At 71.3% G+C, this 22338-nt stretch carries 22 protein-coding genes; 9 read left to right on the top strand and 13 right to left on the bottom strand.

The window, feature by feature from the left end; all coding sequences use genetic code 11:
- Positions 1–97 precede the first annotated feature (97 nt).
- The 4 genes from ACW69E_RS04500 to ACW69E_RS04515 form a co-directional block, all read right to left on the bottom strand.
- The gene (locus tag ACW69E_RS04500) at positions 98–595 is read right to left on the bottom strand and encodes a hypothetical protein (protein WP_457496859.1); all 498 of its coding nucleotides are present in this window, start codon (positions 593–595) and stop codon (positions 98–100) included.
- A 416-nt stretch (positions 596–1011) separates the two neighbouring features.
- Entirely contained in the window at positions 1012–1314 is a 303-nt protein-coding gene (locus ACW69E_RS04505; RefSeq protein ID WP_101256698.1) for an XRE family transcriptional regulator, read from the bottom strand.
- Positions 1315–1355: 41 nt separating this feature from the next.
- Positions 1356–1733: a type II toxin-antitoxin system RelE/ParE family toxin gene (locus ACW69E_RS04510; protein WP_457496860.1), complete on the bottom strand. Its 378-nt coding sequence runs from the start codon at positions 1731–1733 to the stop codon at positions 1356–1358.
- Positions 1734–1842: 109 nt separating this feature from the next.
- Entirely contained in the window at positions 1843–2418 is a 576-nt protein-coding gene (locus ACW69E_RS04515; RefSeq protein WP_101256700.1) for a TerD family protein, read from the bottom strand.
- A gap of 188 nt (positions 2419–2606) precedes the next feature.
- Here ACW69E_RS04515 and arfB point away from each other — a divergent pair, with 188 nt between their 5' ends.
- The gene (gene arfB / locus ACW69E_RS04520; RefSeq protein WP_237878760.1) at positions 2607–3044 is read left to right on the top strand and encodes an alternative ribosome rescue aminoacyl-tRNA hydrolase ArfB; all 438 of its coding nucleotides are present in this window, start codon (positions 2607–2609) and stop codon (positions 3042–3044) included.
- A 32-nt stretch (positions 3045–3076) separates the two neighbouring features.
- Here the strand turns inward: arfB and ACW69E_RS04525 are convergent, their stop codons facing one another.
- The 3 genes from ACW69E_RS04525 to ACW69E_RS04535 form a co-directional block, all read right to left on the bottom strand.
- Complete coding sequence (locus ACW69E_RS04525) at positions 3077–4231, bottom strand: S8 family serine peptidase (RefSeq protein ID WP_457496861.1); 1155 nt, start codon at positions 4229–4231, stop codon at positions 3077–3079.
- Positions 4232–5677: 1446 nt separating this feature from the next.
- Entirely contained in the window at positions 5678–6124 is a 447-nt protein-coding gene (locus ACW69E_RS04530; RefSeq protein ID WP_457496862.1) for a hypothetical protein, read from the bottom strand.
- A gap of 154 nt (positions 6125–6278) precedes the next feature.
- On the bottom strand, positions 6279–6842 hold the full coding sequence (locus ACW69E_RS04535; protein ID WP_457496993.1) for a flavin reductase family protein: 564 nt from the start codon (positions 6840–6842) through the stop codon (positions 6279–6281).
- A 338-nt stretch (positions 6843–7180) separates the two neighbouring features.
- Between ACW69E_RS04535 and cdgB the strand changes: the two genes are divergently transcribed.
- The gene (cdgB, locus tag ACW69E_RS04540; RefSeq protein WP_457496863.1) at positions 7181–8815 is read left to right on the top strand and encodes a diguanylate cyclase CdgB; all 1635 of its coding nucleotides are present in this window, start codon (positions 7181–7183) and stop codon (positions 8813–8815) included.
- Positions 8816–8942: 127 nt separating this feature from the next.
- Positions 8943–9914 (top strand): hypothetical protein, encoded by a 972-nt coding sequence (locus tag ACW69E_RS04545; protein WP_457496864.1) that lies wholly within the window; start codon positions 8943–8945, stop codon positions 9912–9914.
- 40 nt (positions 9915–9954) lie between these two features.
- Here the strand turns inward: ACW69E_RS04545 and ACW69E_RS04550 are convergent, their stop codons facing one another.
- From ACW69E_RS04550 to ACW69E_RS04565, 4 genes are all read right to left on the bottom strand, one after another.
- Complete coding sequence (locus ACW69E_RS04550) at positions 9955–10845, bottom strand: class II fructose-bisphosphate aldolase (RefSeq protein WP_457496865.1); 891 nt, start codon at positions 10843–10845, stop codon at positions 9955–9957.
- 112 nt (positions 10846–10957) lie between these two features.
- Positions 10958–11896, bottom strand: a complete 939-nt coding sequence (locus ACW69E_RS04555) for a 1-phosphofructokinase family hexose kinase (RefSeq protein WP_457496866.1) — start codon at positions 11894–11896, stop codon at positions 10958–10960.
- A 159-nt stretch (positions 11897–12055) separates the two neighbouring features.
- Entirely contained in the window at positions 12056–13276 is a 1221-nt protein-coding gene (nagA, locus tag ACW69E_RS04560) for an N-acetylglucosamine-6-phosphate deacetylase (RefSeq protein ID WP_457496867.1), read from the bottom strand.
- Positions 13273–14229: an ROK family protein gene (locus ACW69E_RS04565; RefSeq protein ID WP_412721650.1), complete on the bottom strand. Its 957-nt coding sequence runs from the start codon at positions 14227–14229 to the stop codon at positions 13273–13275. The genes nagA and ACW69E_RS04565 overlap by 4 nt, the downstream gene beginning before the upstream one ends.
- Before the next feature lie 230 nt (positions 14230–14459).
- Here ACW69E_RS04565 and ACW69E_RS04570 point away from each other — a divergent pair, with 230 nt between their 5' ends.
- The 4 genes from ACW69E_RS04570 to ACW69E_RS04585 all read left to right on the top strand — a co-directional run bounded on the left by ACW69E_RS04570 (position 14460) and on the right by ACW69E_RS04585 (position 18409).
- On the top strand, positions 14460–15059 hold the full coding sequence (locus ACW69E_RS04570; RefSeq protein WP_457496868.1) for a hypothetical protein: 600 nt from the start codon (positions 14460–14462) through the stop codon (positions 15057–15059).
- Between the two features lie 94 nt (positions 15060–15153).
- Positions 15154–16986, top strand: coding sequence for a hypothetical protein (locus tag ACW69E_RS04575; protein WP_457496869.1), 1833 nt, complete (start codon positions 15154–15156; stop codon positions 16984–16986).
- A 15-nt stretch (positions 16987–17001) separates the two neighbouring features.
- Entirely contained in the window at positions 17002–17424 is a 423-nt protein-coding gene (locus ACW69E_RS04580; RefSeq protein WP_457496870.1) for a hypothetical protein, read from the top strand.
- A 52-nt stretch (positions 17425–17476) separates the two neighbouring features.
- Positions 17477–18409, top strand: a complete 933-nt coding sequence (locus ACW69E_RS04585; protein ID WP_457496871.1) for a hypothetical protein — start codon at positions 17477–17479, stop codon at positions 18407–18409.
- Between the two features lie 155 nt (positions 18410–18564).
- On the opposite strand, the gene ACW69E_RS04590 is transcribed toward ACW69E_RS04585, so the two are convergent.
- Together ACW69E_RS04590 and ACW69E_RS04595 are read right to left on the bottom strand one after the other, a co-directional pair.
- Entirely contained in the window at positions 18565–19584 is a 1020-nt protein-coding gene (locus ACW69E_RS04590; RefSeq protein WP_457496872.1) for a DUF5954 family protein, read from the bottom strand.
- 138 nt (positions 19585–19722) lie between these two features.
- Positions 19723–20673 carry an SIS domain-containing protein gene (locus ACW69E_RS04595; RefSeq protein ID WP_457496873.1) on the bottom strand — a complete coding sequence of 317 codons (951 nt, stop codon included), beginning with the start codon at positions 20671–20673 and terminating at the stop codon, positions 19723–19725.
- Between the two features lie 224 nt (positions 20674–20897).
- On the opposite strand from ACW69E_RS04595, the gene ACW69E_RS04600 reads away from it, so the two are divergent.
- Together ACW69E_RS04600 and otsB are read left to right on the top strand one after the other, a co-directional pair.
- Positions 20898–21164, top strand: a complete 267-nt coding sequence (locus ACW69E_RS04600) for a DUF3263 domain-containing protein (protein WP_457496874.1) — start codon at positions 20898–20900, stop codon at positions 21162–21164.
- A 38-nt stretch (positions 21165–21202) separates the two neighbouring features.
- Complete coding sequence (gene otsB, locus ACW69E_RS04605) at positions 21203–22066, top strand: trehalose-phosphatase (protein WP_457496875.1); 864 nt, start codon at positions 21203–21205, stop codon at positions 22064–22066.
- The last annotated feature ends 272 nt before the right edge of the window (positions 22067–22338 follow it).

Genomic DNA, 22338 nt, shown 5'->3' on the forward strand with positions numbered 1-22338 from the left:
CGCTCCGGCGCCCGCCGGCCCGGCGATGACCACTCTCTGCCCTCAAGCGGACTTGAGGTCAAGGCCGTTGGGTGAGGCCGTTGCGGGAGTGGCGGATTCAGACCCTGGGGAAGCGGGCCTGGAGGTCCCAGAGCACGGGGTTGTCGCCCAGCCCCTCGTGGATGTCGGTGAGGTCGGCGATCAGGTCGTGCAGGAAGTCGCGGGCCTCGCGGCGCAGCTCGCCGTGGTTGACGGTCAGCGGCGGCTCGTCGGCGGGCAGCCAGTCGGCGGTGACGTCCACCCAGCCGAAGCGGCGCTCGAAGTGGAGGCTGTCGGCCGACTCCACGAAGTCCAGCTCGGCGTACTGCGGCTTGGCGGCGCGGCTGCCGAGCGGGTCGCGGTCGAGGCGCTCGGCGATGTCGCACAGCGCCCAGGCGAAGTCGAGCACCGGCACGGTGCCGCGCGCGGTGGACAGCTCCCGGTCCGCCTCGGTGTCCGCGAGGTAGACGTCGCCGCAGAACAGGTCGTGCCGCAGTGCCCGCACGTCCGCCGAGCGGTAGTCGGTCTGCGGCGGGTCGGGAAAGCGGCGGGAGAGGGAGTAGCCGATGTCGAGCACGGAAGCGATGGTGGCACGGCGAGGTGGACGCACGCCCACCGGGCGGGACGGGGGTCACTCCCGGCCGTCGCCGGGGCCAGCCTCCTCGGGCCGCTGCTCGACGACGAAGGTGCCCTTGCCGACGACCGTCTGCACGATGCCCCGCTCGGCCAGCAGCACCAGCGTCTTCCGGGCGATGCCCTCCTGCCGCTGCGAACGACGGTTCGCACCCTTGTCTCTCGGGGGCGAGGAGTACCGGTCGGTGGCGTGCCGTCTGGGGCAGCACCGCACCTGCCGGGACGACGAGGCGGCCGAGCCGCCCTGCGAGGGCGTAACCCTGCTGCGCTGCTCCTGCCACGCGCCGGGGCCGTAGAACGCGGAGGGCGCCCGGCGCCGCGATGCGCGGTGCCGGGCGCCCTCGCGAGGCGTCAGAGGCGTCAGGCGATACGCACCTGCGTGTCACCGAAGTCGGCGACCAGTTCCAGACGCCCGCCCAGAGCCTCCACGTACGAGCGGAGAGTCGCGATCTCGGTCGCGTCGATCTCACCGTTCTCGATCTGCGACACCCGGGGCTGGCGCACTCCCATCGCGGCAGCCACGTCGGCCTGGCGCAGCGCGCGCTCCTTCCGGACCTGTGCGAGGCGATAGGCGCGGGCCTCCGACGCCATGGCCCGGCGCCGTTCGGTGACGCGGGTCTCGTCGGTGACGACCCCGGGCCGGACGTCCTTCCAACTCTTCATGGCATTCCCTTGGGGTGTGGTGTCGCTCCGTACACCGAACGTCAGTCGTCGGCTCTTCGGGCGTCGAGCTTCTCCAGATGCTGTGCGTAGCGCTTCTCCGCGACCTTGAGGTTGTCCTTGTACCACTGAGTCCACTGCCCCGACTTGTCGCCCGCGACGAGCAGGACGGCCTGCTGAACCGGGTCGAACACGAACAGGATGCGGTACTCGGCACCGGCGGAGGTGCGGGGGCGGAGCTCCTTCATGTTGTGGTGGACCGAGCCCTTGATGCGATCGACAAAGGGTCTGCCGAGGGTCGGGCCGTGCTCTTCGAGAAGGTCGATCGCGGCAACCACGTCATCGGCCTCGGCGGGGTTCGTCCCCGCTAACTCCAGGAGCCAAAGCTCCACCTCCTCCACCAGGAGGATTTCCCAGCTCACGCCTGGATTATGCCTTCAGGCTTATATTTGGGCAACTCTCCGAGAAAGCGCGGAGGGCGCCCGGCGCCGCGATGCGCGGTGCCGGGCGCCCTCGCGAGGCGTCAGGCGATCAGACGTTGACGCCGAAGTCCTTGGCGATACCGACCAGGCCGGAGGCGTAGCCCTGACCGACCGCACGGAACTTCCACTCCGCGCCGTGGCGGTACAGCTCACCGAAGACCATGGCGGTCTCGGTGGCGGCGTCCTCGCTCAGGTCGTAGCGGGCGATCTCGGTGCCGCCGGCCTGGTTGAGGATGCGGATGTAGGCGTTGCGCACCTGGCCGAAGTTCTGGCTGCGGCTCTCGGCGTCGTAGATGGAGACCGGGAAGACGATCTTGTCGATGTCGGCGGGCAGCGCCGCGAGGTTGACGTTGATCTGCTCGTCGTCGCCCTCGCCCTCGCCGGTGCGGTTGTCACCGGTGTGGACGATCGCCTGGTCCGGGGTGGCCTTGTTGTTGAAGAAGACGAAGTGCTGGTCCGAGTAGACCTGGCCGTTCGCGTTGACCGCGATGGCGCTGGCGTCGAGGTCGAAGTCGGTGCCGGTGGTCGTACGGACGTCCCAGCCGAGGCCGACCGTCACGGCGGTCAGGCCGGGGGCCTCCTTGGTGAGCGAGACGTTGCCGCCCTTGGACAGGCTTACAGCCATGGGGATGCCCTTCTGTGGTGTTTCCGTGCTGGCCCTTACTGGTCCATTTCCTACCCTCTCCAACGCCGACGGTGGGGGACCGGGTTCCAGGTTTCTTTGCTTTCTTTACCTTCCTCGCCCGGCAGGCGGGGAGAAGGGGGCAGGAGGGCGGGGAAAACGCCGTGACGGCGGGCCCGGAGGGCGGGATCATGGGAGTCATGTCCGGGCCCTACCTCATCCGTGGCTCGGTCTCCCTGCCGGAGGCCGAGCTGAACTGGCGTTTCTCGCGCTCCTCCGGGCCTGGCGGCCAGCACGTCAACACCAGCGACAGCCGGGTCGAGCTCCGCTTCGACCTCGCACGTACCGAGGCGCTGCCAGAGGTGTGGAAGGAGCGGGCCCTGGAGCGGCTGGCCGGCCGTCTGGTGGACGGAGTCCTGGTCGTACGGGCCGCCGAGCACCGCTCCCAGTGGCGCAACCGCGAGACCGCGGCCGTACGCATGGCCGCGGTGCTGGCGGAGGCGACCGCGCCGCCGCCTCGCCCGCGCAAGAAGGGCAAGGTCCCGCGCGGGATCAACGAGCGGCGGCTGCGGAACAAGAAGCACCGCTCCGACGTCAAGCGCGGCCGCTCCGGCCGCGACTGGGGGTAGGCCGGCCGGGGCCGGCCCACCCCTGTTGCTCCTCAGTACCGGGGCTGCGCAGGCGTCCGTCGACGGAAGGCCACGGCGGTGACGACCGCGGCGACGGCGACGAGCACCGCGGCTCCGATGCCGATGGCCGTCCAGGGCGGCCCGCTGTCGCCGGTGTCCTCCTGCGCGGCGGCCTGCTCGCCGTCCTGCTCCTGGGCTTTGCCGGGCTTGGCGGTGGGCGGTCCCTCGTTCTTGCCGTCGGCTTCACCGTCCTCGGGCGAGGGGGACTTGGAGGCTTCGAGGGAGGCGTAGTACTTGGAGAAGATCGGGCTCACATCCGCCGGCCCGGGGTCGCCGTCGCCGTCGACCAGGACCTGTGCGGGTCTGACGATGCCGTGCCCGAGGTACATGCTGGGCTCCTCGCCCCGCTGCGACCGTCCTGTGGTCTCGACCATCACACGCAGGACCTGGTGATTGGTCCAGTCGGGGTGCTCGGCCCAGATGAGCGCGGCCGATGCGGACGCGATGGCGGATGCCTGACTCGTGCCGCCGGGTACGCCAGGGGCGGAGAACACAAGGTGATGGCCGTAATTGGAGAAGTCAGCCACCGTGCCGGTCTCGTCCACCGCTCCCACAGGCACGACACCCGGAAGTACCGCTGGGAAGTCGTCATTCTTCACACGACGACCATCGTTTCCGGCAGCCGCGAAGATGAGCTTGCCGCGCTTGTTGGCTTCGTCGACCGCTTCCTGCAGTTCATCGGCCGTTTCGTTGGATACCCCGGAGAGTCCCTGCGAGATGTTGATGATCTTGGCGTCGCTCCGAGCTGCGTATCGGATCGCCTCGATGAGCGTGTCGTGTGACCTGAAAAGGCCGGGTGTGACATGGGTACGGAGAGGGAGGATCTTCGCTTCTGGAGCCAGGCCTCGGAGGGTGTTGCCTGCCCCGGAGCCGGCGATCAGCGCGGCCATCTCCGTTCCGTGTCCGGTCTCGTCTTCGTGAACATCAGCGTCTGCCGTGGTGAAACTCTTCCCGTCCAGCAGCCTGCCGGTCAGTCCTGGCGTCGGCTTCACTCCAGAATCGATGACAGCGACAGTCACGCCTTTCCCCTTGCTGACTTTCCACAGTCCAGAGGCATTCATGGCGTCCAGATACCACTGCTGGTCCGGCCTGACCTCAGCTAGGGCAGGGGGCGCGAGCAGCCCCATGGACATGAGCGTGGCTGTGAGCAGACCGACCAAAGTCAGTGCTCGCCTCTGTGGGGGGAGAGCATGGGTTCGCATGTGACAGCGCACTTCCTCGGAATCAATCGATGACCGGCGGCACAACGTCCCGTCGCCCCGTCCAGGTCCCCTCGTCCTCGGTGAGGTAGTCGGGGCGCTCCTGGCCCTCTCTCCGGTCCCTCGACGGGGAACTCGTGTTGGTCGGCCGCCCGGTTCCCGCCACCCCCGATGCTGTGCTGCCCCGGACGAGCCCACTGCCGCCGGGAGTGAACTCGGCACGACCGCGACCGCTGCCCATGCGAGAGCCTCCCCCGATGCCACCCGGTTGCGGCGCCATAGGCCGTCCAGGAGACATGCCTCTGCCTGTCGGGGGCCCGCCGTTCGCAGCTCCCGGAATACCACCCACAGGCCGTCCCAGTGGAGCACGGTCCCCGCCGATGGTCCCGCGTGGAGTCCCTGTTCCCACAGCATGGTTACCTGCCTGACGCGGGGTGCCGCCCATGATGCCGTCTCCGGCGGAGCTTCGCGGTGGGACACCGCCCCTTCCACCATTGCCCGGTGGCTGACCGGTTGCGGTGATGTGGGGCAGCGGTCGGCCAGCGCGATGGATCGGCCCATTGGGTGCCACTGGGGGCGTGGTTGGAGTTGAAGGGCCCGTGGAGGGTTGGGAAGGGGGCAGCCCTGTTTGTGACCGAGACTCAGAGGCAGGAAGTGAGGTAACGGAGTCGATCGTCATGCTTGTGGGGCGATCGGCTGTAGGGGTGGGAACGGTGTTGGGGCGTTCCGCCGTGAAGGCGGAACGGAGCCCATCCCCCTCTTGCGTGGGGACGAACCTGCTCGAGGCTGAGCCCGAATCCCGAGTGGCTGCCGAACTCCAGGGGCCGGAATGCGGCATTGAATTTGGCGCATACGTGCCGGGGCCTCTTTCCCCCTGCCCGGGCAGCGGCCGGAACTCCGGCTCCTCCGCGGCGCGGAGTGCTTCCCCGGTCGTCCTGTAGTACGACGACAGCCGGTTGAGCTGGTTGATCGCCTCTTGGCGCTTGCCCTCCTCACGCTCCTGGCGGGCCTTGTCCTTCTCCGGGTCGGCGTAGCACATCTCGGGGTCGGGGATGGCGGCCTTGGCCTCGGTCAGGGCCTGGCCCGCGTTGACCATGTGCTGCCCGAGCGTGCGGACGTACGCGGCGAACCGCATTGACTCCAGGGCGAACTGACGTCCCCACTCGCGGAAGGCGTCACCGCCCTCGCCGTCCCACTCCACGCGGTCGATGTAGGTGCGCAGTTCGCTGCCGATGCCGTCCATGTCGGAGCCGGCCTTGCCGAGGGCCTGGCCGCGCGAGGTGAGCAGGCCGGGGTCGGCCTTCGCGACCATCGCGTTGAGCGCGGCGAGGGACTTTCCCTCGAACTCTCCCGTAGCCATTCCTGCCCTCCCCCTCAGCTGAAGTCCTTGCCGTCGGACTCGTCAGAGTCCTTGGAGTGGACGTCCTGGCTCTCTTGCCCTTGCCGGCCTGCCGACCAGTGCTCGCCCACCTGCGTCTGGATGGCCTGGAAACGCTGCCGCCGTTCCTCCTCGATGCTGCCGTAGCCCTTGTCCACGATCTCGGTGGCGATCCCCAGCGCCTCCAACTGCTCGCCGAACAGCCGGGAGAGGGTTTCCAGGCGCGTGTGCACCTTCTCATAGAGGGCTGACAGATCCTCCGCCGCGCTGAAGCCCGTGCCGTACGCATCGGGGGTGACGGTCTGTTCGCCGATCTGCTTGTGGGAGGCGGGGGATCTCCCCAGCTCACCGAGGAGTTCGTCGATGCGGCCCTTGAAGGCGGTGAGCGTCTCGGCCTGGTAGTTCAGGCTCTTGCCACCGCCGAAGTCACGCTCGCCTGTCACGCCGTGCCCCCGTCCCCCGATTAGTCGCCACGCTGTGCCAAGGTCGTGTCACGTCAGTGTAGTCAGCAGGCGATCCGGCACGTCGGGGGCTGTGGACGACGGGCGCGTTTTCCGGCCGGTCGGGACGGGTGGGCAGGCGAGCCGGGGCGGGCCGCTAGGCCAGGTGCCGGTAGCGCCCGCGGAAGTACGTCAGCGGCCTGCCCTCCGAGGACGGCAGCGAGGTGGCCAGCACCCGGCCGATCACGAGTGTGTGGTCGCCCGCGCCCACCCGCTGCTCGGTGCGGCACTCCACGGTCGCCAGCGCGCCGTCGACCAGGAGGGCGCCGGAGGCCTCGCCGCGGGTGCGGGGCATGTCCTGGAAGAGCAGGCGGTCGCTGACCCGGCCGCGCATGGAGAAGCGGCCCGCGATGTGGCGCTGGCCCTCCGCGAGCAGGGAGGCGGCCCACAGCGGCTGCCGTTCCAGCAGCTCGTCCATCCGGGAGCCCTCGCGCACGCTGACCAGTACCAGTGGCGGGTCCAGGGAGACGGAGAGGAAGGAGGTCGCGGTCATGCCCACGTCCTCGCCGCGCGGCCCGTCCTCCGGGTCGTGCGCCGTCACCAGTACCACGCCCGCGGCCAGCCGTGCCAGGGCCGCGCGGAACTCCTCCTCGCCCACCCCCTCAGGATGCGGGAGGCCCAGGGTGTGGCGCGAGGGCGAAGTGGGGGCGTTCCGGGACATCTGATGCTGTGGTGTCGGGTGCACACCCGCACGCTAGACGCTGGTCCCGGGGGGTCGCATCGGCCCCCGGGACCAGAGCGGACCTAGGTACATCGGCTGAATGATCCGCAGGTCAGGGCCGGAATTTGCGTTCGGTACGGGTGTGGTGCGCATCGGAGCGCTCCCACTCGGCGCAGTCGGGCGCCCACGCTCCGTTGTGACATGAGTCACACAGGGGGGCAATTGTTGACCCTGTGTACCGGCTGGGCAGCTCGCTGTGATTCAGTGGCCTGAAGACAGTGGAAAGTCCAAAACCGGATCATCTGGAGTCACCCACTCGAGTCTCAGGGGGAGGGCGGATGGAAGCCGAGTCGGAGCCGTACGTGCGCCTCGCCACCCTGCGCAGGCTCCACCAGTCCATGGCGGACCTCAACACCGCGCGCAGCCTGGCGGACACCCTGCAGACCGTCGCCGACGGCGTCGTGAAGGGCCTCGACTTCGAGCTGGCCGCGGTCAACCTCGTCAAGCCCGACGGGGACCTCGTGGTGGCGGCCGTCGCGGGCAGCGAGGGCGCGGAGGCGATGATGGCGGGCCGTACGGGCTCGCGGGCGGCCTGGGAGCGGCGGTTGGCGCTGGGCGAGCGCTGGGGCGAGCTGCGCTTCGTCCCGTACACCGAGGCGTGGGTCCTGATGGACGACGACGTGCCGCAGTGGCACACCGCCGGGCCGGCCCCGCGGTACGCCGACGAGTGGCATCCGATGGACCTCCTCATGGCGCCGATGCACTCGTCCGACGGGGAGCTCCTCGGCGTGATCTCCGTCGACAAGCCGCGCAACGGGCGGCGCCCGGGCGCGTGGGGGCGCGAAGCGTTGCAGATGTACGCCTTTCAGGCGGGGATTGCGATCAGCAACGCCCGGCTGCGCGCAAACATGCAGCGCGCGCTGGTCCGCCTGGAGCGCGAGCAGCAGGCGCTGAGGGCGAGTGAGGAGAGCTTCCGGCAGGCGTTCGAGTACGCGCCCAGCGGCATGGCGGTCACCGAGCTGGGCGGCGACCAGCACGGGCGGCTGGTGCGCGCCAACGACGCGCTGTGCCGTCTGCTGGGCCGCCCGGCCGCGGCGCTGCGGCGCTGCGGCTTCTCCGACCTCGTCCACCCCGAGGACCTGGCGACCCTGCTGCGCACCTCCGCGGAGGGCGGCCGGGCCGAGCTGCGGCTGGCGCGGCGCGACGGCTCCTTCCTCTGGGTCTCCCTGCGCAACTCGGTGGTGGCCGACGCCACCGACGGCCCGCGCTTCCTGCTCACCCACGTCGAGGACATCGAGGAGCGCAAGCGCCACGAGCTCCAGCTCGCCCACCGGGCCAGCCACGACTCGCTCACCGGCCTGCCCAACAGCGCCGAGCTGCGGGCCCGGCTCGGCGCGCGGCTGTGCGACAAGCCCGCGCCGGTGCCCGACGCCGCGCAGATGGGCCCCGGGGGAGTCGGCGGCGCCCTCGACGGCGGCTTCGGCCTCGACGGCTTCGGGGGGGTCCTCCCGGAACCGGTCGGCGGCTACGAGCACCACGTCCACACCGTTCCGCCCGCGAGCGACGACCCCTCGGAGAAGGGCCTGGCCGTCCTCTTCTGCGACCTCGACGGCTTCAAGTCGATCAACGACCGCTTCGGCCACCACTGCGGCGACGCCGTGCTGATCGAGGTGGCCAGACGCCTTTCGAGTGGTGTTCGCGACAATGACACCGTCGCCCGGCTCGGTGGTGACGAATTCGTCGTCCTGGCGGACGGGCTGTGCCGTGCCGACGCCGCTGACCTGGCCGTACGGCTGCGCAACGCGATCATTCCGCCCATCCGCGTGGAGGGGCGCGCGGTGCGGGTGGGGGCGAGCTTCGGCATCAGCTGGGCGGGGTGCGGGATGTCCGCCGAGGAGGTCCTGCACTCCGCCGACCAGCGGATGTACGTCGAGAAGCGGTCGCGCTCCAAGGCCCACCGCCGGGTCGGATGAGGCCCGGGCGGGCCCCGGCGCCGGGTGTGTCACGGGGTGTGGTGCGAGGGGTCACAGACGCCGCGTTCTTTAACCCGAAAGAGGTAGGCTGCGCCGGGCAGGCACCCGTCATGGAGGAGCGCACGGAATGACCGCCGGTAACAACGGCTCGGGCACGCCGGAGAACGACGACCCGTTCGCCTACCTCTACCGCTCCGAGGGCGGTACGGGCGGTGACGCAGGCACCGCGGCGTCACAGCCGGGAGTGCCTCGCACCTCGTACAACCACGTCCGTGCCGTGGGCGAGCGCCGCTACGGCGGGCAGCAGGGCCAGCAGGCGCCGCAGCAGCACCAGCAGCCGCCGCACCAGCCCAATGCGCACTACGCGGCCCCCGAGACCGTGCCCGGCGGCCGTGCCGCCGCGCGGCGCGAGGCCGCCGCGGCCGGTGCGGCCGGCCGGGGGCGGGGCCGCAACCACAACGGCCTGCTGGTCGGCGCACTGGCCGTCGTCGCCGCCGTGGTCCTCGGCGTGGGCGCCGCGATCTTCTTCAGCGGCGACGACGACGCGAACGCCAACCAGACCGGCGGCGTCCAGGCCGCCACCTCGGGAGCCGGCGAGGGCGACAGCGGCACGGGCGACGGGGACGACCAGGACAAGGACGCCGACAAGAACAAGGAGGGGAAGCCGGGCCGCCTCCCCTCCGAGGACGCGGCCAGCCTCCAGCTCGGCGGCGGCGCCACCACGGACAAGACCGTCAAGGGCGCCGAGTCCAGGAGCGGCGCGTACGTCACCGGACTCGACAAGCCCGGAGCCTCGGCCACCTGGACCTTCGAGGTCCCCGAGGACGGCAAGTACACGCTGTTCGTCGGCTACGGAGTGCCTGGCAAGGACGCGAACTCCACGCTCGCCGTCAACGGTACGGCCCGCCAGGATCCGCTGAACATGAAGAACTTCGCCAGGGCGGGCGAGGGCGAGTGGGAGAAGGGCTGGACGCGCACCTTCGCCTGGGTCGACCTGAGCAAGGGCGCCAACACCGTCAGGATCTCCTGCGAGGAGGGCAACCAGTGCGGGTTCGTCCTCGACCGGGTCTGGATCAAGGAGGGTCACGTCCGCGGCTGACGCCGTCGTGACAGGCCATGACAGGGGCGGCGCGGACGCGTCAGCCGCCGACCACCTTCAGGAAGGCCGCGACCGTCCGGGCCATCGCGTCCCGCGCCGGGGACAGGTACCGGCGCGGATCGACGGACCGCGCGTCCTGGGCGAGGAAGGCGCGGACGGTCCCGGTGAAGGCGGTGTTCAGAGCCGTCCCCACGTTGATCTTCGTCATTCCGGCCGCCACCGCCCGCCGCAGTTCCTCGTCCGGCACCCCTGAGGAGCCGTGCAGCACCAGCGGCACGGGGACGGTCTCGCGCAGCTCGCCGATGAGGGCGTGGTCGAGGACGGCGGTGCGCTCGGTCATCGCGTGGGAGCTGCCGACCGCGACGGCCAGGGCGTCCACCCCGGTGGCCGCCACGTACGCCGCCGCCTCGGCGGGATCGGTGCGTACGCCGGGAGTGTGCGCGTCGAGTGTCCCGCGCCCCTCCTCCGGCCCTCCGCCGCCCCCCGGCTCCCGGTCGCCGGGCTTGCCGCCGATCCGGCCCAGCTCGGCCTCCACCCACATCCCGTGCGCGTGGCCAAAGCGCACGGCCTCCGCCGTGGCCTCCACATTGTCGGCGTAGGACAGCTTCGAAGCGTCGAACATCACCGAGCCGAACCCGGACTCCGGTGCGGCACGCAGCAGTTCGAAGCTCTCCACATGGTCCAGGTGCAGCGCCAGCGGGGCGCTGGAGGCCCGCGCCACGGCCGCCGCCGCGGCGGCGACGGGGGCGAGCCGGCCGCCGTGGAAGCGCACGGCGTTCTCGGAGATCTGGAGGACGGCGGGCATGCCGGCGGCCTCCGCGCCGGCGGCGATCGCCTCGGCGTGCTCCAGGGTGATGACGTTGAACGCGGCGATGCCGCGACCGGACGCGCGCGCCTCCGCCACGAGCTCTTCACCGCCGACCAGTGGCATGCCGACTCCTCCTCCGTGTCCGTCCCGCGCGCCCGTCTTCTCCGCCGGCCGCCGTCGCGCAACCATCCCGCTGCCGCCTCGCCGCCGTCCGGCCGGTACGCCGGACGGCCCGTCAGACGGATGCCATCTGCCGGTCGATCCGCACCCCGGGCAGCAGCTCCTCGTACAGCGCCCGGTCGAACTCGCCCGCCGCCTCGGCTCTTACGGTCGCCGCCGACAGGGCGGCGGCGCGGGCCAGCCGGTCAGGCCAGGGCAGGCCCTCCACGAGTCCGGACAGCAGCGCGGCCACCACCGAGTCCCCCGCACCCGTCGGGTTGCCCGCCAGCCGCCGGGGCGGCTCGACACGCCAGACGCCCTCCGGGGTGAGGCCCAGCAGCCCGTCCTCGCCCAGCGAGGCGACCACCGCGTGCGCCCCGCGCCGCTGCGCCAGCCGCGCGGCCCGCAGCGGCTCGGTGGTCCCCGTTATCCCGGCCAGCTCATGGGAGTTGGGCTTGACGACATCCGGCCGGGCGGCCAGCCCGCGCAGCAGCGGTTCCCCGCTGGTGTCCAGCAGCACGGGCACGCCCGCGGTGCGCGCGGCGCGCACCAGCGTCCCGTACGCCCCCACGGGCACCCCGGGCGGCAGACTGCCGCACAGGGCGACGGCGGTGGCGTCGTGCAGCAGCCCGCCGTAGACGTCCAGGAAGCGCTCCCACTCGGCGGGGGCTATCTGCGGGCCGGGCTCGTTGAGCACGGTGGCGTCCCCGGAGGTCTCGTCCACGACCGTGACGGTGCGGCGGGTGTCCCCGCCAACGGCGACGAACGCGTCCCCTACCGGGCCCTCCTCCGTCACCTCCGACAGCAGTGCGCGCAGCCGGTCGCCGTTCGGGCCGCCGGTGAAGCCGGTCACCAGCGTCTCGTGGCCCAGCGCGCCCAGCACCCGTGCCACGTTCAGGCCCTTGCCACCCGGACGCTCGGCGACATCCCGGACCCGGTGGGAGGCGCGCGGCTCCAGACGGGGGACGCGGTAGGTGATGTCCAAAGCCGCGTTGAGCGTGACGGTCAGGATCATCCGGTACTCCGCCTCCCACCGGCGAGTGTGAACGTTCGGCATGCGCACGGTGGCGCGGGGCCGCCGACCGTGCGAGTGATCATGCCAAAGCCGGGGCGGTCGGCCCAGAGGGCGAAGGCGCCCGCCCGCGCTCGATGTGGGAACGAGACCGTAACGCAATCAGGCCGTCGCGCCACCGCGTACAACCCCGGCGGGCTCCGCGGTGTCCGGGACGCGAGGGGGCACCACCCACTCGCCCCGGCGCATGACGCCCGCCACCCGGTAGCCGCCGTCCAGCACCACCAGATCGGCGTACTTGCCGGGCTCGATCGACCCCACCCGGTCGGCGACCCCCAGCAGCCTCGCCGGGTTGAGCGACAGGGCCCGTACCGCGTCCTCGATCCGCAGGCCGTCCACCGTCACCGCGCGCCGCAGCGCCTCGTCCAGGGTGAGCGTGGAGCCGGCGATCGAGCCGCCCTCCACCAGCCGGGCGACGCCGTCGGTGACGCGCACCTGAAGCGGGCCGAGCGGGTAGAGGCCGTCGCCCATGCCGGCCGCTCCCATGGCGTCGGTGACGAAGGCGACCCGGCCGGCTCCGGCGCGGGCGAAGGCCAGCTCCAGGACGGCGGGGTGCAGATGGACGCCGTCGTTGATCAGCTCGACGGTGACCCGCTCGTCCTCCAGCAGCGCCGCCACCGGGCCGGGGGCGCGGTGCAGCAGCGGGGGCATCGCGTTGAACAGGTGCGTGGCGACCGTCGCGCCCGCCCCGACGGCCTCCAGCACGGCCTCGTAGGAGGCGTCGGTGTGGCCGACGGCCGCGATCACCCCGCTGTCGGCCAGCAGCCGCACCGAATCCAGGCCGCCGGGCAGCTCCGGCGCGAGCGTCACCATCCGCGCCGCGCCACGCGCCGCCTCCACCAGTGCGCGCACATCGGCCGGGTCGGGATCGCGCAGCAGGGCGGGGTCGTGGGCGCCGCAGCGGCCGCGGGCGATGAAGGGGCCCTCGAAGTGGATGCCCGCCAGATCGCCCTGCTCCACCAGCTCCGACAGCACGGCGGCCTGCCGGGCGAGTTCGTCCGGAGCGCCGGTGACGGTGGAGGCGACCATCGTCGTGGTGCCGTGCGCCCGGTGGGTGGCGATCACCCGCAGCGCCTCCTCGGCCGAGCCCGCGGAGAAGGACGCCCCGCCGCCGCCGTGGACGTGCATGTCGACGAAGCCGGGCACGACCCAGTGGCCGGCCAGGTCGAGCGTGCCCGCCTCCCCGGGGGCGCCGGCGGCGATGCGCGATCCCTCCACCGTCACCCTGCCGTCCTCGGCCACGCCGTCCGGCAGCACCACCCGGGCGCCCGTCAGCACGGTGCGCCGCGCCCCCGTCGTCTGCGCCGTCTTCGGACCGGTCATCGGCTCGCAACCTCCGCGGAGAGTAGGTCCCAGGCGAGGAGCCCCGCGCCCAGGCACCCGGCGGCGTCCCCGAGGGCCGCCGGAACGATCGTGGGGACGTGCTGGAAGGTGACCTTGGCGCGTACGGCCTCGCGCAGCGGCGCCAGAAGCGTCTCGCCCGCCTCCGCCAGCCCGCCGCCGACGATCAGCACCCGCGGGTCCAGCAGGGTGATCGCGGTGACCAGGCCCTCGGAGAGGGCGTCGACCGCGTCGCGCCAGACGGCGGCGGCCCGCGGGTCGCCCGCCTCCACGGCCCGGGCGGCACCGGCCGCCGTCGCTCCCGGGTCGCCGCACGCCCCGGCCCAGGCCCGGCCCACGGCGGCGGCGGAGGCGAACAGCTCCAGGCAGCCGCGCCGCCCGCAGCCGCACTCGGGCCCGCCGGGCCGTACGGTGATGTGGCCGATCTCGCCCGCGCCGCCGTGCGCGCCCGGCTCCACCCGGCCGTCGATCCCGACGGCGCCGGCGATGCCGGTGCCCAGCGCCGTGAACAGGAAGCGGTCCACGCCCGCCCCCGCCCCGATCCGCCCCTCGGCGAGTCCGCCGGCGCGCACGTCGTGCCCGAGGGCGACGGGCACCCCGCCCAGCCGCGCGGACAGCAGGTCGCGCAGGGGCACGTCCCGCCAGCCGAGGTTGGTGGAGTAGACGGCCGTACCCGCCGCGTCGTCGACGATCCCCGGCACCGCGACCCCCGCGGCCACGGGCTCGGCGCCGTACCGCGCGACCCCGGCCTTCCGCAGCCCTTCGGCGAACGCGAGTACGTTCCCCACCACGGCCTCCGGGCCGTCCTCCCGCCCGGTGGGCCGCCGGGCCTGGTGCAGCAGTGTGTGGCCGGGCCCGACGAGGGCGCCCTTCAGCCCGGTGCCGCCCACGTCGAGGGCGACGACATACGCGGTTTCGTCATGCCGAGGAGTCACGGGGACAGTCTCACCTGTCACCCGCGAAAGGTCTAGTCCACTCTGCCGCCGGTCGGGGCCGCGCCCGGGGGCCCGGACGCCATGAGCAGGCGCGCAGGGCCGAACGCCGTTCGGCGAGCTGTGGAAAACCCGACCCCCTCCATCCCCTCTGTTAGCGTCGGGCGAGGACCGGCGGGGGGATCATGGGGAGTCTGTGGAAACGCGGTCGGCTGCGTACCACTGTTCTGGGGATGGCGGTCCTCGCCGTCGTGACGGCGGTGATCGCCTACTCAATGCGGGACGACGAATATCTGAGGGCCAACCGTGCGCAGGTACGGAAGGCGTGCGCCGGCCTGCTGCCCGCCGCCCACCTTGACCCGTTCCTGCCCCGCGACTCGGCCGTGACGCACGGGCAGTACGGCACGCTCCTCGACCCCGGCCACGAGAGCCGCGCGTTCATCGACTGCCGACTCGACTGGACCGGTGACGGCGGGAACGGCGACCGCAGCGTCCACATGCGGGCGGAACCATGGGGGCCCGACGACGTAGTGCCCTCCACCTGCACCACGGGGAAGCTGAACGGCTGGGAGGTGGCCAGGGGTCTGTCCCACCGGCTGAACAAGTGGGAACGGAACTCCAAGCGGCTCCAGGGCCGCCTGGATGCCGAACTCACCGGACTCGAGCAGACCAACACCCTCTTCGGGAACAACGAGACCGACACCAAGGCGTCCTTCAACGGAATCTCCCCTCCCTACCGCAGTGCCCTGAGCGACTACGCGCCCGGCGCCGGCTCCTCGCCGAGCCCGAACCTGGACCGTCCGGCGGCGAAGAGCCCGATAGCGGGCTTCTGAGCGGAAGAGGGGAACCGACATGACAGTCGACTACGAGACGATCGTCAACACCGGTTTGTCGAGCCTTTCGGACGCGGCGGACGCCTGAGAGGGCATGGGCAAGCGGTTCGGAGAGCTGCACGACAACTACCGTGACCACGTCAAGGCCGCGGTGGAGGCCGACGGCTGGCGGGGCGAGTCGGCCACGACGTTCAAGAGCCGGGCCCAGGTCACACTGGAGGAGTACGCGGGCGCGCGCGACGAGGCAAAAGCCGTCGGTGCGCTGCTGAAAGAGGCGTACAGGACGCTCAACTCCCGGCGCAACAAGGTCATCGAACTGCGCGATCAGGCCATCGAGGTCTGCATGACCGTCAACCCGTACTCCGGCCGCTGCACCGCGGACCTCGCCAGGATGGACGAGAACAGGGCGAAGATCTACCGCAGCAACCGGCTCGCCCGCCAGGAGCTGGAGGAATCCTGGACGAACAAGATCCTCGACGCGGTCAAGAACGTCCAGGACGCCGACGAGAACTTCCGCATGGCGCTCATGTCGGACCCGTCCGACGGCAACAAGGGACTGCTGGACGGCTTCAACGGGGCGCTCAGGAGTGATGCTGGCGAGGCCAACGCCGCACGCGCCGAGGAGCTGTACGACAAGATCAGGCGGGGAGAGAAGCTCTCCGACGCGGAGCGGAGCGAACTGGACCTCCTGATGCGGGAGAACAAGTCCGACCAGGAGTTCAGCCGTACCCTCATCACCTCCCTGGGCGGCCCCGACGGTGTCATCCGCACGCACAACGAGCTGACCGACCGCGCGTACTTCGAGGAGACCGGCCGGAAGAAGCAATACCTGAACATGGACCGGCACCTGGCCGACGTCATCGCCACCGCCACCAAGGTCGAGGGCAAGGGCAGGGAGAGGGAAGAGGACCAGAGGTTCTACGACAAGTGGATGAAGGACCTCAAGGAAGTCGGCCTCAAGGAGTACGACGCCGAGATCGTCGGCCATGCCGACAGTGATCAGAAGATGCGGGGCTACCAGTCGATCGTCACCCTGATGCAGAACGGCAGCGGCTACAGCGAGCAGTTCCTGCACGACCTCGCCGACGACATCCGCGCCGTCGAGGACTCGAAGCAGACGGACGAGGATTCGAAGCGGAGGGGCGATCCCGACATCTGGGACCTCGACCGGGGGTTCGCGGGCACGAGGAAAGAGGACGGCACCTTCGCACGGGACGGGGACAGCTGGTTCGCCAACGATCCCTACGACGGTGTCCTCGGCATCATGAGCAAGACCCCCGACATCGCCACCGCCTACTTCGACCCTGACACGGCCGCCGGAAAGGACCGTCTGCAATACCTCCAGAAGGAGCGCGACTGGGATCTGGTCAACACCTCCGAGTACCGCAAGGTCGAGGTGTCCGGCCCGGACAAGGCCGACGCCGACAGCCACGTCGGCTTCGGCGCGGCCCTGGAGGCCGCCATGACCGGCCAGGTCCCCGGTGAGGATCCTCAGGGAGAGAACCCCACGCGCCACAGCGAGAAGCAGGCACACCTCCTGGAGAACGTAATCAATTCGTATGCGGCAATGGAAAATCCGAACGGGAGCACCGGAGAGAAATTCGAGAGAGCGGTGATGCACGATAATATTCGTCAGAACATGGCGAATGCACTCGCTTGCTATCCAGAGGATATCCATGAAATATTGGGCATGAGAGTCGATCATGGAGACAGGAATGATGGTTCTGTCCAGGATGTTTCGACGGATCCCAATAAGATCGATCTCGACAGAGGGGCGGTCAGCCGATTTATCCGCGATATTTCAGAAGATGGAAGAGCTTTCCAGGCGATTCATGACTCTCAGATGCGGATAATCGCCGGAGATATGGAAGAGCTGGATAGGGGGGATTTCGAGAAGGGTGCCAGTAAGATTCAGCTTATTTCTTAGGTGAGCGGGCAGGTGATGGGATCGCTGGACGGAATTCGGGCCGACGTGATCTCGTCTCAGCGAGAAGATGAACTTTCCGATAATGGCTGGGATAAAGTTTACAGCTATCACGCGATAGGTGCCCCGGTCACGGGTATACCTGTGGTTGGTGATGTATTTCAGCGTCTTGTTGACATAGGTGCGGGAGAGGGGCTCGACAAGGCTAATGCGGAGACTGAGGAGAAGTATAAAGAAGAGTTGATAAAGTGCTACCAGCAGAATGGGTATCCGAGGCTGGAGAGAGCTCTCGCGGAAAAGGCGCTTGACCTGGGGTTGTCGAAAAGCTATTTGACAGATAAAGAAGAAGGAGTTTTCACGGTGAAGGTCACGCCATGGGCGGCGGGTGGATACAACCACGGTATTGGTCAGGCCAGGGGTCCTATAGGGGGAGCACCGTGAATCGGTCCAGGATGCTCACAGGGGCGGTGTGCCGGGAGCTGAGGTGCTCCGCGTGACCGAAGAACTCAAGGGGAGCAAGTGGCGTCCGACGCTGGGGCCGGCCGGGATGGTTGTGGCCCTAGCGGCAGTGGTGCTTGCCGGCTGGTGGTTCTGGAGCGGTGCCGACGGATCGGCGGAGCGGGAGGAGCGGAACGCCTTCTGCTGGAGCCTCGTGCCCGGGGGTGAGCCAGAGGGGGGTGGATCGACGGCCGAGTGCGGGGGCGAGCTGGAGACGGCCATGACGGGCCGGCCTGCGGGAACCCGTCCACCGGAGAGGACGCCCGAGCATGGTGCCGAGCGCGTCCGTGTCTTCGAGAAGGTTGTAAAGGCGTATGGGGATCGTGTCCAGGACGACCCTGAAGCCGTTCCTCGGGAAACCCGCCGGAACATGGCGAACGCCTTCAACTTCTACTCGTCGGACATTCGCTACGTCATTGGCCTGTACGGGAATCTCTCAAGTGACATGCTGGTGACCGAGCCGAACGATGTGGACATCGACAGGTCGATGGTCGAGGATTTTGTTCGCGGGGTGGCCGAGGACGGTGAGTCCTTCGGAGAGATTCACAGGTTCCACTTTGATCTTGCCAGGGGAGACGTCGCCGAACTTGGTGAGGAAGACTTCCGGAAGGGGACCGTGGGAGCCGAGCTGGCAGCCCTGAGGGTGGGGGAGTCCATGGGATTTCTGGACGCCATAGGGGCTCAGGTGCTTGAGGGGCGAAGTGATGACGGGGCCCGGGATGGGTGGATGGATGGCTATGGGAGAGCAGGAGAAGGAAAGGCTGAGGAGGTCTTCTCCGAGAACCGGGACGGCGGGTACTTGGTGAACATCTTCCAAGAGCGCTCAGATGCTCTGGGCGTCAGGTTCCCCGCATCGGAGAGCGAGGGGACGGGCCTGCACCCGAAGATTCTTGAGAAGATCACAGAAGGGTACGCGCGGTGGGTCTGAGGTGACGCGTGCGGGGGTGTCTTCTGACCCAGTACTTTTATTGAGGGACCGAATTCCGGCCCGCTTCCCCTCGTTGTCTCCTTCGATAGGCCGTGTGCCGGGCGCTGTCCCGCCCGGCCGGGGGCCGGGCGGGCGGGACAGCGGGGGCCGGGCGGTCAGTCGCGGAGGATGTTTCCGAACTCGTCCATCACCGGGTGGAGCCGCATCGGGGGCTGAGGGTCCCGGTCCGAGGGGCGGGACGTCTCGGGCCCGTCGGGGCCGACGCGGATCAGCCGCTCCACGCGGACGATCCGGAAGCACCGGCCGCGCACCCGCAGTTCGTCGCCGCGCGGGGTCGCGGCCACGTACTCGTCGGCCGCCCGCGCGTCCTCCTCGGCCTCGTCCGGGGGGACGTCGTAGAGCATGGGCCGGATCTCCTTCAGATGGTTCACCATCGACCGCCGGGCGTCGTGCGGGGTGGGCAGGGAGACGCAGACCGGCTCCCAGGAGTCCTCCTTCTCCTCGGCGAAGGCGAAGGCGGCGGGCAGGAGCACCACGCCGGGGTGGGTGTGGAGGGCGCGCAGGGAGTCCGCCCGCACCTCCTCCGGGTAGCGCGCGGCCCGGTAGGCCAGCGACAGCAGCTCGACCCGCTGGATGCCCGTCATGAGACCCACGGCGGCGGCGTGGTCGATGACGAAGCCCTTCGTCCGTGAGACCGACCGGTCGCTCAGTTTCCAGGAGAGCGGCCCCGGGGGCTCGGGGTCGGTGGGGCGGGGCGGTTCCAGCCCGTCGGGGCCGATGCGGGCGAACTCGTCGCCGCGCACGACGCGGTAGCGGGTGTCGCCCACCGAGACCTCGTCCACCGGCTCGGTCTCCAGCCGGGCGACGGCGGCCAGCAGCCGGCGGCGCAGCGCCCGGTCCTCGGTGTCGTCCCGGGCCATGAACCACAGGTACGAGTTGAGGCCGTCCCGGGCGTGCTGCGGGAAGCCGCTGTCCATGTCGCTCAGCAGCCGCCAGCGGGCCCCGTCCTCGGGCCGCTGCTCGGCGAAGCCGAAGACGGGCCCCCGGATCACGACATGCGGGTAGCGCACGGACGCCTCGACGGTGTCGTGCTCGGTGACCCGGGAGACGGGGTCGTCCTGGGCCCGTACGCGGATGGTCAGGTGATCTGGTGACTTCTCACGGTGGTCCTTCATGCACCCACTGTGTTGGAACCGTCCCGCCGCGTCAGCGGGTTCGCGGCATTTCGGCACGTACAGTCCCCGGCTGTACGAGGTCTGTACGGGCGGTACGGGCGCTGTACGAGCGGCCCCGGTGGGCCGCCGGCGGGCGCGTCAGCCCAGGACCACGCTGCGCGTGAGGTTGCGCGGCCGGTCCGGGTCCGCGCCGGAGGCCTCCGCCAGGGCGACCGCCAGGCGCTGGGCCCGGATCAGATCGGCCATCGGGTCCAGCGCCCGGTCGCCCGTGGCCGGGCAGTCGGAGTCCGCCAGCAGGGTCCCGCCCGCCCGCGCGATGTCACCGGACAGCCCCTCCGGCAGGGAGCCCAGCAGCCAGACGGCACGGCCCGGGCGGGCGATCGCGATGGGGCCGTGGCGGTACTCCATCGCCGGGTACGCCTCCGTCCAGGCGCCGGCCGCCTCACGCATTTTCAGCGCGGCCTCCAGCGCCAGCCCGTACGTCCAGCCCCGGCCCAGGAACGTCCACTGCTCGGCCTCCAGCGCGGCCGGGGGCAGCGGCTGGACGACGGCCAGCTCCGCGTCGACCGCCGCCTGCTCGACCGGCTTCACCCCGGCCGGCGGCGCGCCGTGCCGCTCCAGGCCCGCGCGCAGCAGCGCCAGCGCCGTCGTGGCGAAGCGGGTCTGGACGACCGACTCCTCGTCCGCCCAGTCCAGGACGGCGGTGTGCCCGGCGGTCTCCGTCACTGGCGTGGCGGGGTCGGCGGTCAGGGCGGTGGTCGGCACGCGGCCCCGCAGGTGGGCCAGGAGACCGAGGACCTCGGAGGTGGTGCCGGAACGGGTGATCGCCACCACCCGGTCGTACGCACGCCCGGCCGGGAACTCCGAGGCCGCGAAGGCGTCCGTCTCGCCCTGCCCGGCGGCCTCGCGCAGCGCCGCGTAGGACTGGGCCATGAACCACGAGGTGCCGCAGCCGGTCACCGCCACCCGCTCACCCGGGCGCGGCAGCGCCCCGGCGGACCCGGACTCCACCGCCTTCGCCGCCCGCCGCCAGCAACCGGGCTGGGTGGCGATCTCGGCGGCGGTGCGGGACGGCTCTGCGGCGGCCATGCGGGGCTCCTCGTGACGGGGGCGGGGCGGAGGGCGTGGTGCGCTGTGGTGCGGGACGGGGCACGGGTCGCGGTCGGCTGTGGATCCCGGCGGGCGGGTACACGCACGTGGATAGCAGCCCCGGCCCGGGAGAGTGAAGCACCGTTGTCGAAGCGATACGCGATGGGGCGGGGGCCGTCCGGCCGCCGGGATGCGGTGTCCGAGCGCGGCAGTAGGTTGGAGGGGTGAGCACCGGCAGCGAGCAGCCGAGCGGCGGCGACGGCACCGGCGGCCTGTCCGAGGAGGACGAGGCCGTGCTCGCCGTCGAGCGCCGGGGCTGGCCGAATCCCGGCGCCAAGGAGCGCGCGATACGCGAGCGCCTGGGGATGTCGCCCACGCGCTACTACCAGGTGCTCAACGCCCTGCTCGACGACCCGCGCGCCCTGGCCCGCGACCCGGTCACGGTCAACCGGCTCCGCCGCCGGCGCGACGAGCGGCGCGGGCTGCGGTAGGGGCGGTGAGGGGACGGCCGCCGGGTATGGTCCCAGGCATGGGCAGCCACTCCTCACACACCTTCCCGGAGCAACTCCCCGTACCGACCACCTCCGCCGGACGCGACGGGCTGGCCGCGCTGCTGGCCGCCCCCGGGCGGGCCGTGGTCGCCCTCGACTTCGACGGGACGATCGCCCCGATCGTCCCCGACCCCGACAGCGCCCGCGCCCACCCGGAGGCGGTGCCCGTCCTGGCCCGGCTGGCGCCGCTGCTGCGGGCCGTCGTCATCGTCACCGGGCGCCCGGCCGCCACGGCCGCGCGCTACGGCGGCTTCGCCGGGGCGCAGGGTCTGGAGCATCTGGTGGTGCTCGGCGCGTACGGCGCGGAGCGCTGGGACGCCGCCACGGGCGAGACCCGCACCCCGCCGCCCCACCCGGGCGTGGAGGCGGTACGCGCCGAACTGCCCGGCCTGCTGGAGAAGGCCGGGGCGCCGCAGGGCGTCCGGACCGAGGACAAGGGCCGCGCGCTGGCCGTCCACACCCGCCGGGCCGCCGATCCGCAGGGCGCCTTCGAGCTGCTGCGCGGTCCCCTGGCCGAGCTGGCCGGACGGCACGGGCTGGCCGTGGAGCCCGGCCGCCTGGTGCTGGAGCTGCGGCCCCCGGGCATGGACAAGGGCATGGCCCTGACGGAGTTCCTCCGCGAGACGGGCGCCGCCTCGGTCCTCTACGGCGGCGACGACCTGGGCGATCTGGCCGCCTACGACGCGGTGGACCGGCTGCGCGGCGAGGGCGTGCCCGGGGTGCTGCTGTGCAGCGGCAGCGACGAGGTCACCGCACTGGCCGAACGGGCGGATCTGGTCGTGGACGGCCCCGCCGGAGTGGTGGGCCTGCTGGGCGCGCTGGCGGACGCGCTGGGGGCCTGACGGCCCCGGGGCGCCCCGCCCGCCGCGAGCGCGGAGCCGGCCCCCGGGCCCGCCGGCGGGCCGTACCGGAGGGCGCCGCCGGCCGGCCCGTTCCCGCGAACCGGAGGCGCCCTTCCGGGCGCCGCCCGCCGGGGCGGCCGACCCGCCGGGGCGACCCGCCGCCGGTGCCCGCGCGGGTACCGGCGGCGGACACCGCTCTCAGGCCCCGCCGGACCTGCCGAGGCCGCCGGGCGAGCTCCCGGGCACACCCGGAGGCGGGCCGGGGGCCGGTG

The organism is Streptomyces sp. SS8 (genome assembly GCF_054072955.1).

Coding starts and splice junctions, on each gene's coding strand:
- ACW69E_RS04545 (WP_457496864.1), top strand. CDS start 8,943: ATGACCGCCGGTAACAACGGCTCGGGCACGCCGGAGAACGACGACCCG.
- ACW69E_RS04595 (WP_457496873.1), bottom strand. CDS start 20,673: ATGGCCGCCGCAGAGCCGTCCCGCACCGCCGCCGAGATCGCCACCCAG.
- ACW69E_RS04535 (WP_457496993.1), bottom strand. CDS start 6,842: ATGTCCCGGAACGCCCCCACTTCGCCCTCGCGCCACACCCTGGGCCTC.
- ACW69E_RS04580 (WP_457496870.1), top strand. CDS start 17,002: ATGGGATCGCTGGACGGAATTCGGGCCGACGTGATCTCGTCTCAGCGA.
- ACW69E_RS04515 (WP_101256700.1), bottom strand. CDS start 2,418: ATGGCTGTAAGCCTGTCCAAGGGCGGCAACGTCTCGCTCACCAAGGAG.
- ACW69E_RS04575 (WP_457496869.1), top strand. CDS start 15,154: ATGGGCAAGCGGTTCGGAGAGCTGCACGACAACTACCGTGACCACGTC.
- arfB (WP_237878760.1), top strand. CDS start 2,607: ATGGGAGTCATGTCCGGGCCCTACCTCATCCGTGGCTCGGTCTCCCTG.
- ACW69E_RS04505 (WP_101256698.1), bottom strand. CDS start 1,314: ATGAAGAGTTGGAAGGACGTCCGGCCCGGGGTCGTCACCGACGAGACC.
- ACW69E_RS04550 (WP_457496865.1), bottom strand. CDS start 10,845: ATGCCACTGGTCGGCGGTGAAGAGCTCGTGGCGGAGGCGCGCGCGTCC.
- nagA (WP_457496867.1), bottom strand. CDS start 13,276: ATGACCGGTCCGAAGACGGCGCAGACGACGGGGGCGCGGCGCACCGTG.
- ACW69E_RS04555 (WP_457496866.1), bottom strand. CDS start 11,896: ATGATCCTGACCGTCACGCTCAACGCGGCTTTGGACATCACCTACCGC.
- otsB (WP_457496875.1), top strand. CDS start 21,203: ATGGGCAGCCACTCCTCACACACCTTCCCGGAGCAACTCCCCGTACCG.
- ACW69E_RS04590 (WP_457496872.1), bottom strand. CDS start 19,584: ATGAAGGACCACCGTGAGAAGTCACCAGATCACCTGACCATCCGCGTA.
- ACW69E_RS04525 (WP_457496861.1), bottom strand. CDS start 4,231: ATGGGGCTGCTCGCGCCCCCTGCCCTAGCTGAGGTCAGGCCGGACCAG.
- cdgB (WP_457496863.1), top strand. CDS start 7,181: ATGGAAGCCGAGTCGGAGCCGTACGTGCGCCTCGCCACCCTGCGCAGG.
- ACW69E_RS04570 (WP_457496868.1), top strand. CDS start 14,460: ATGGCGGTCCTCGCCGTCGTGACGGCGGTGATCGCCTACTCAATGCGG.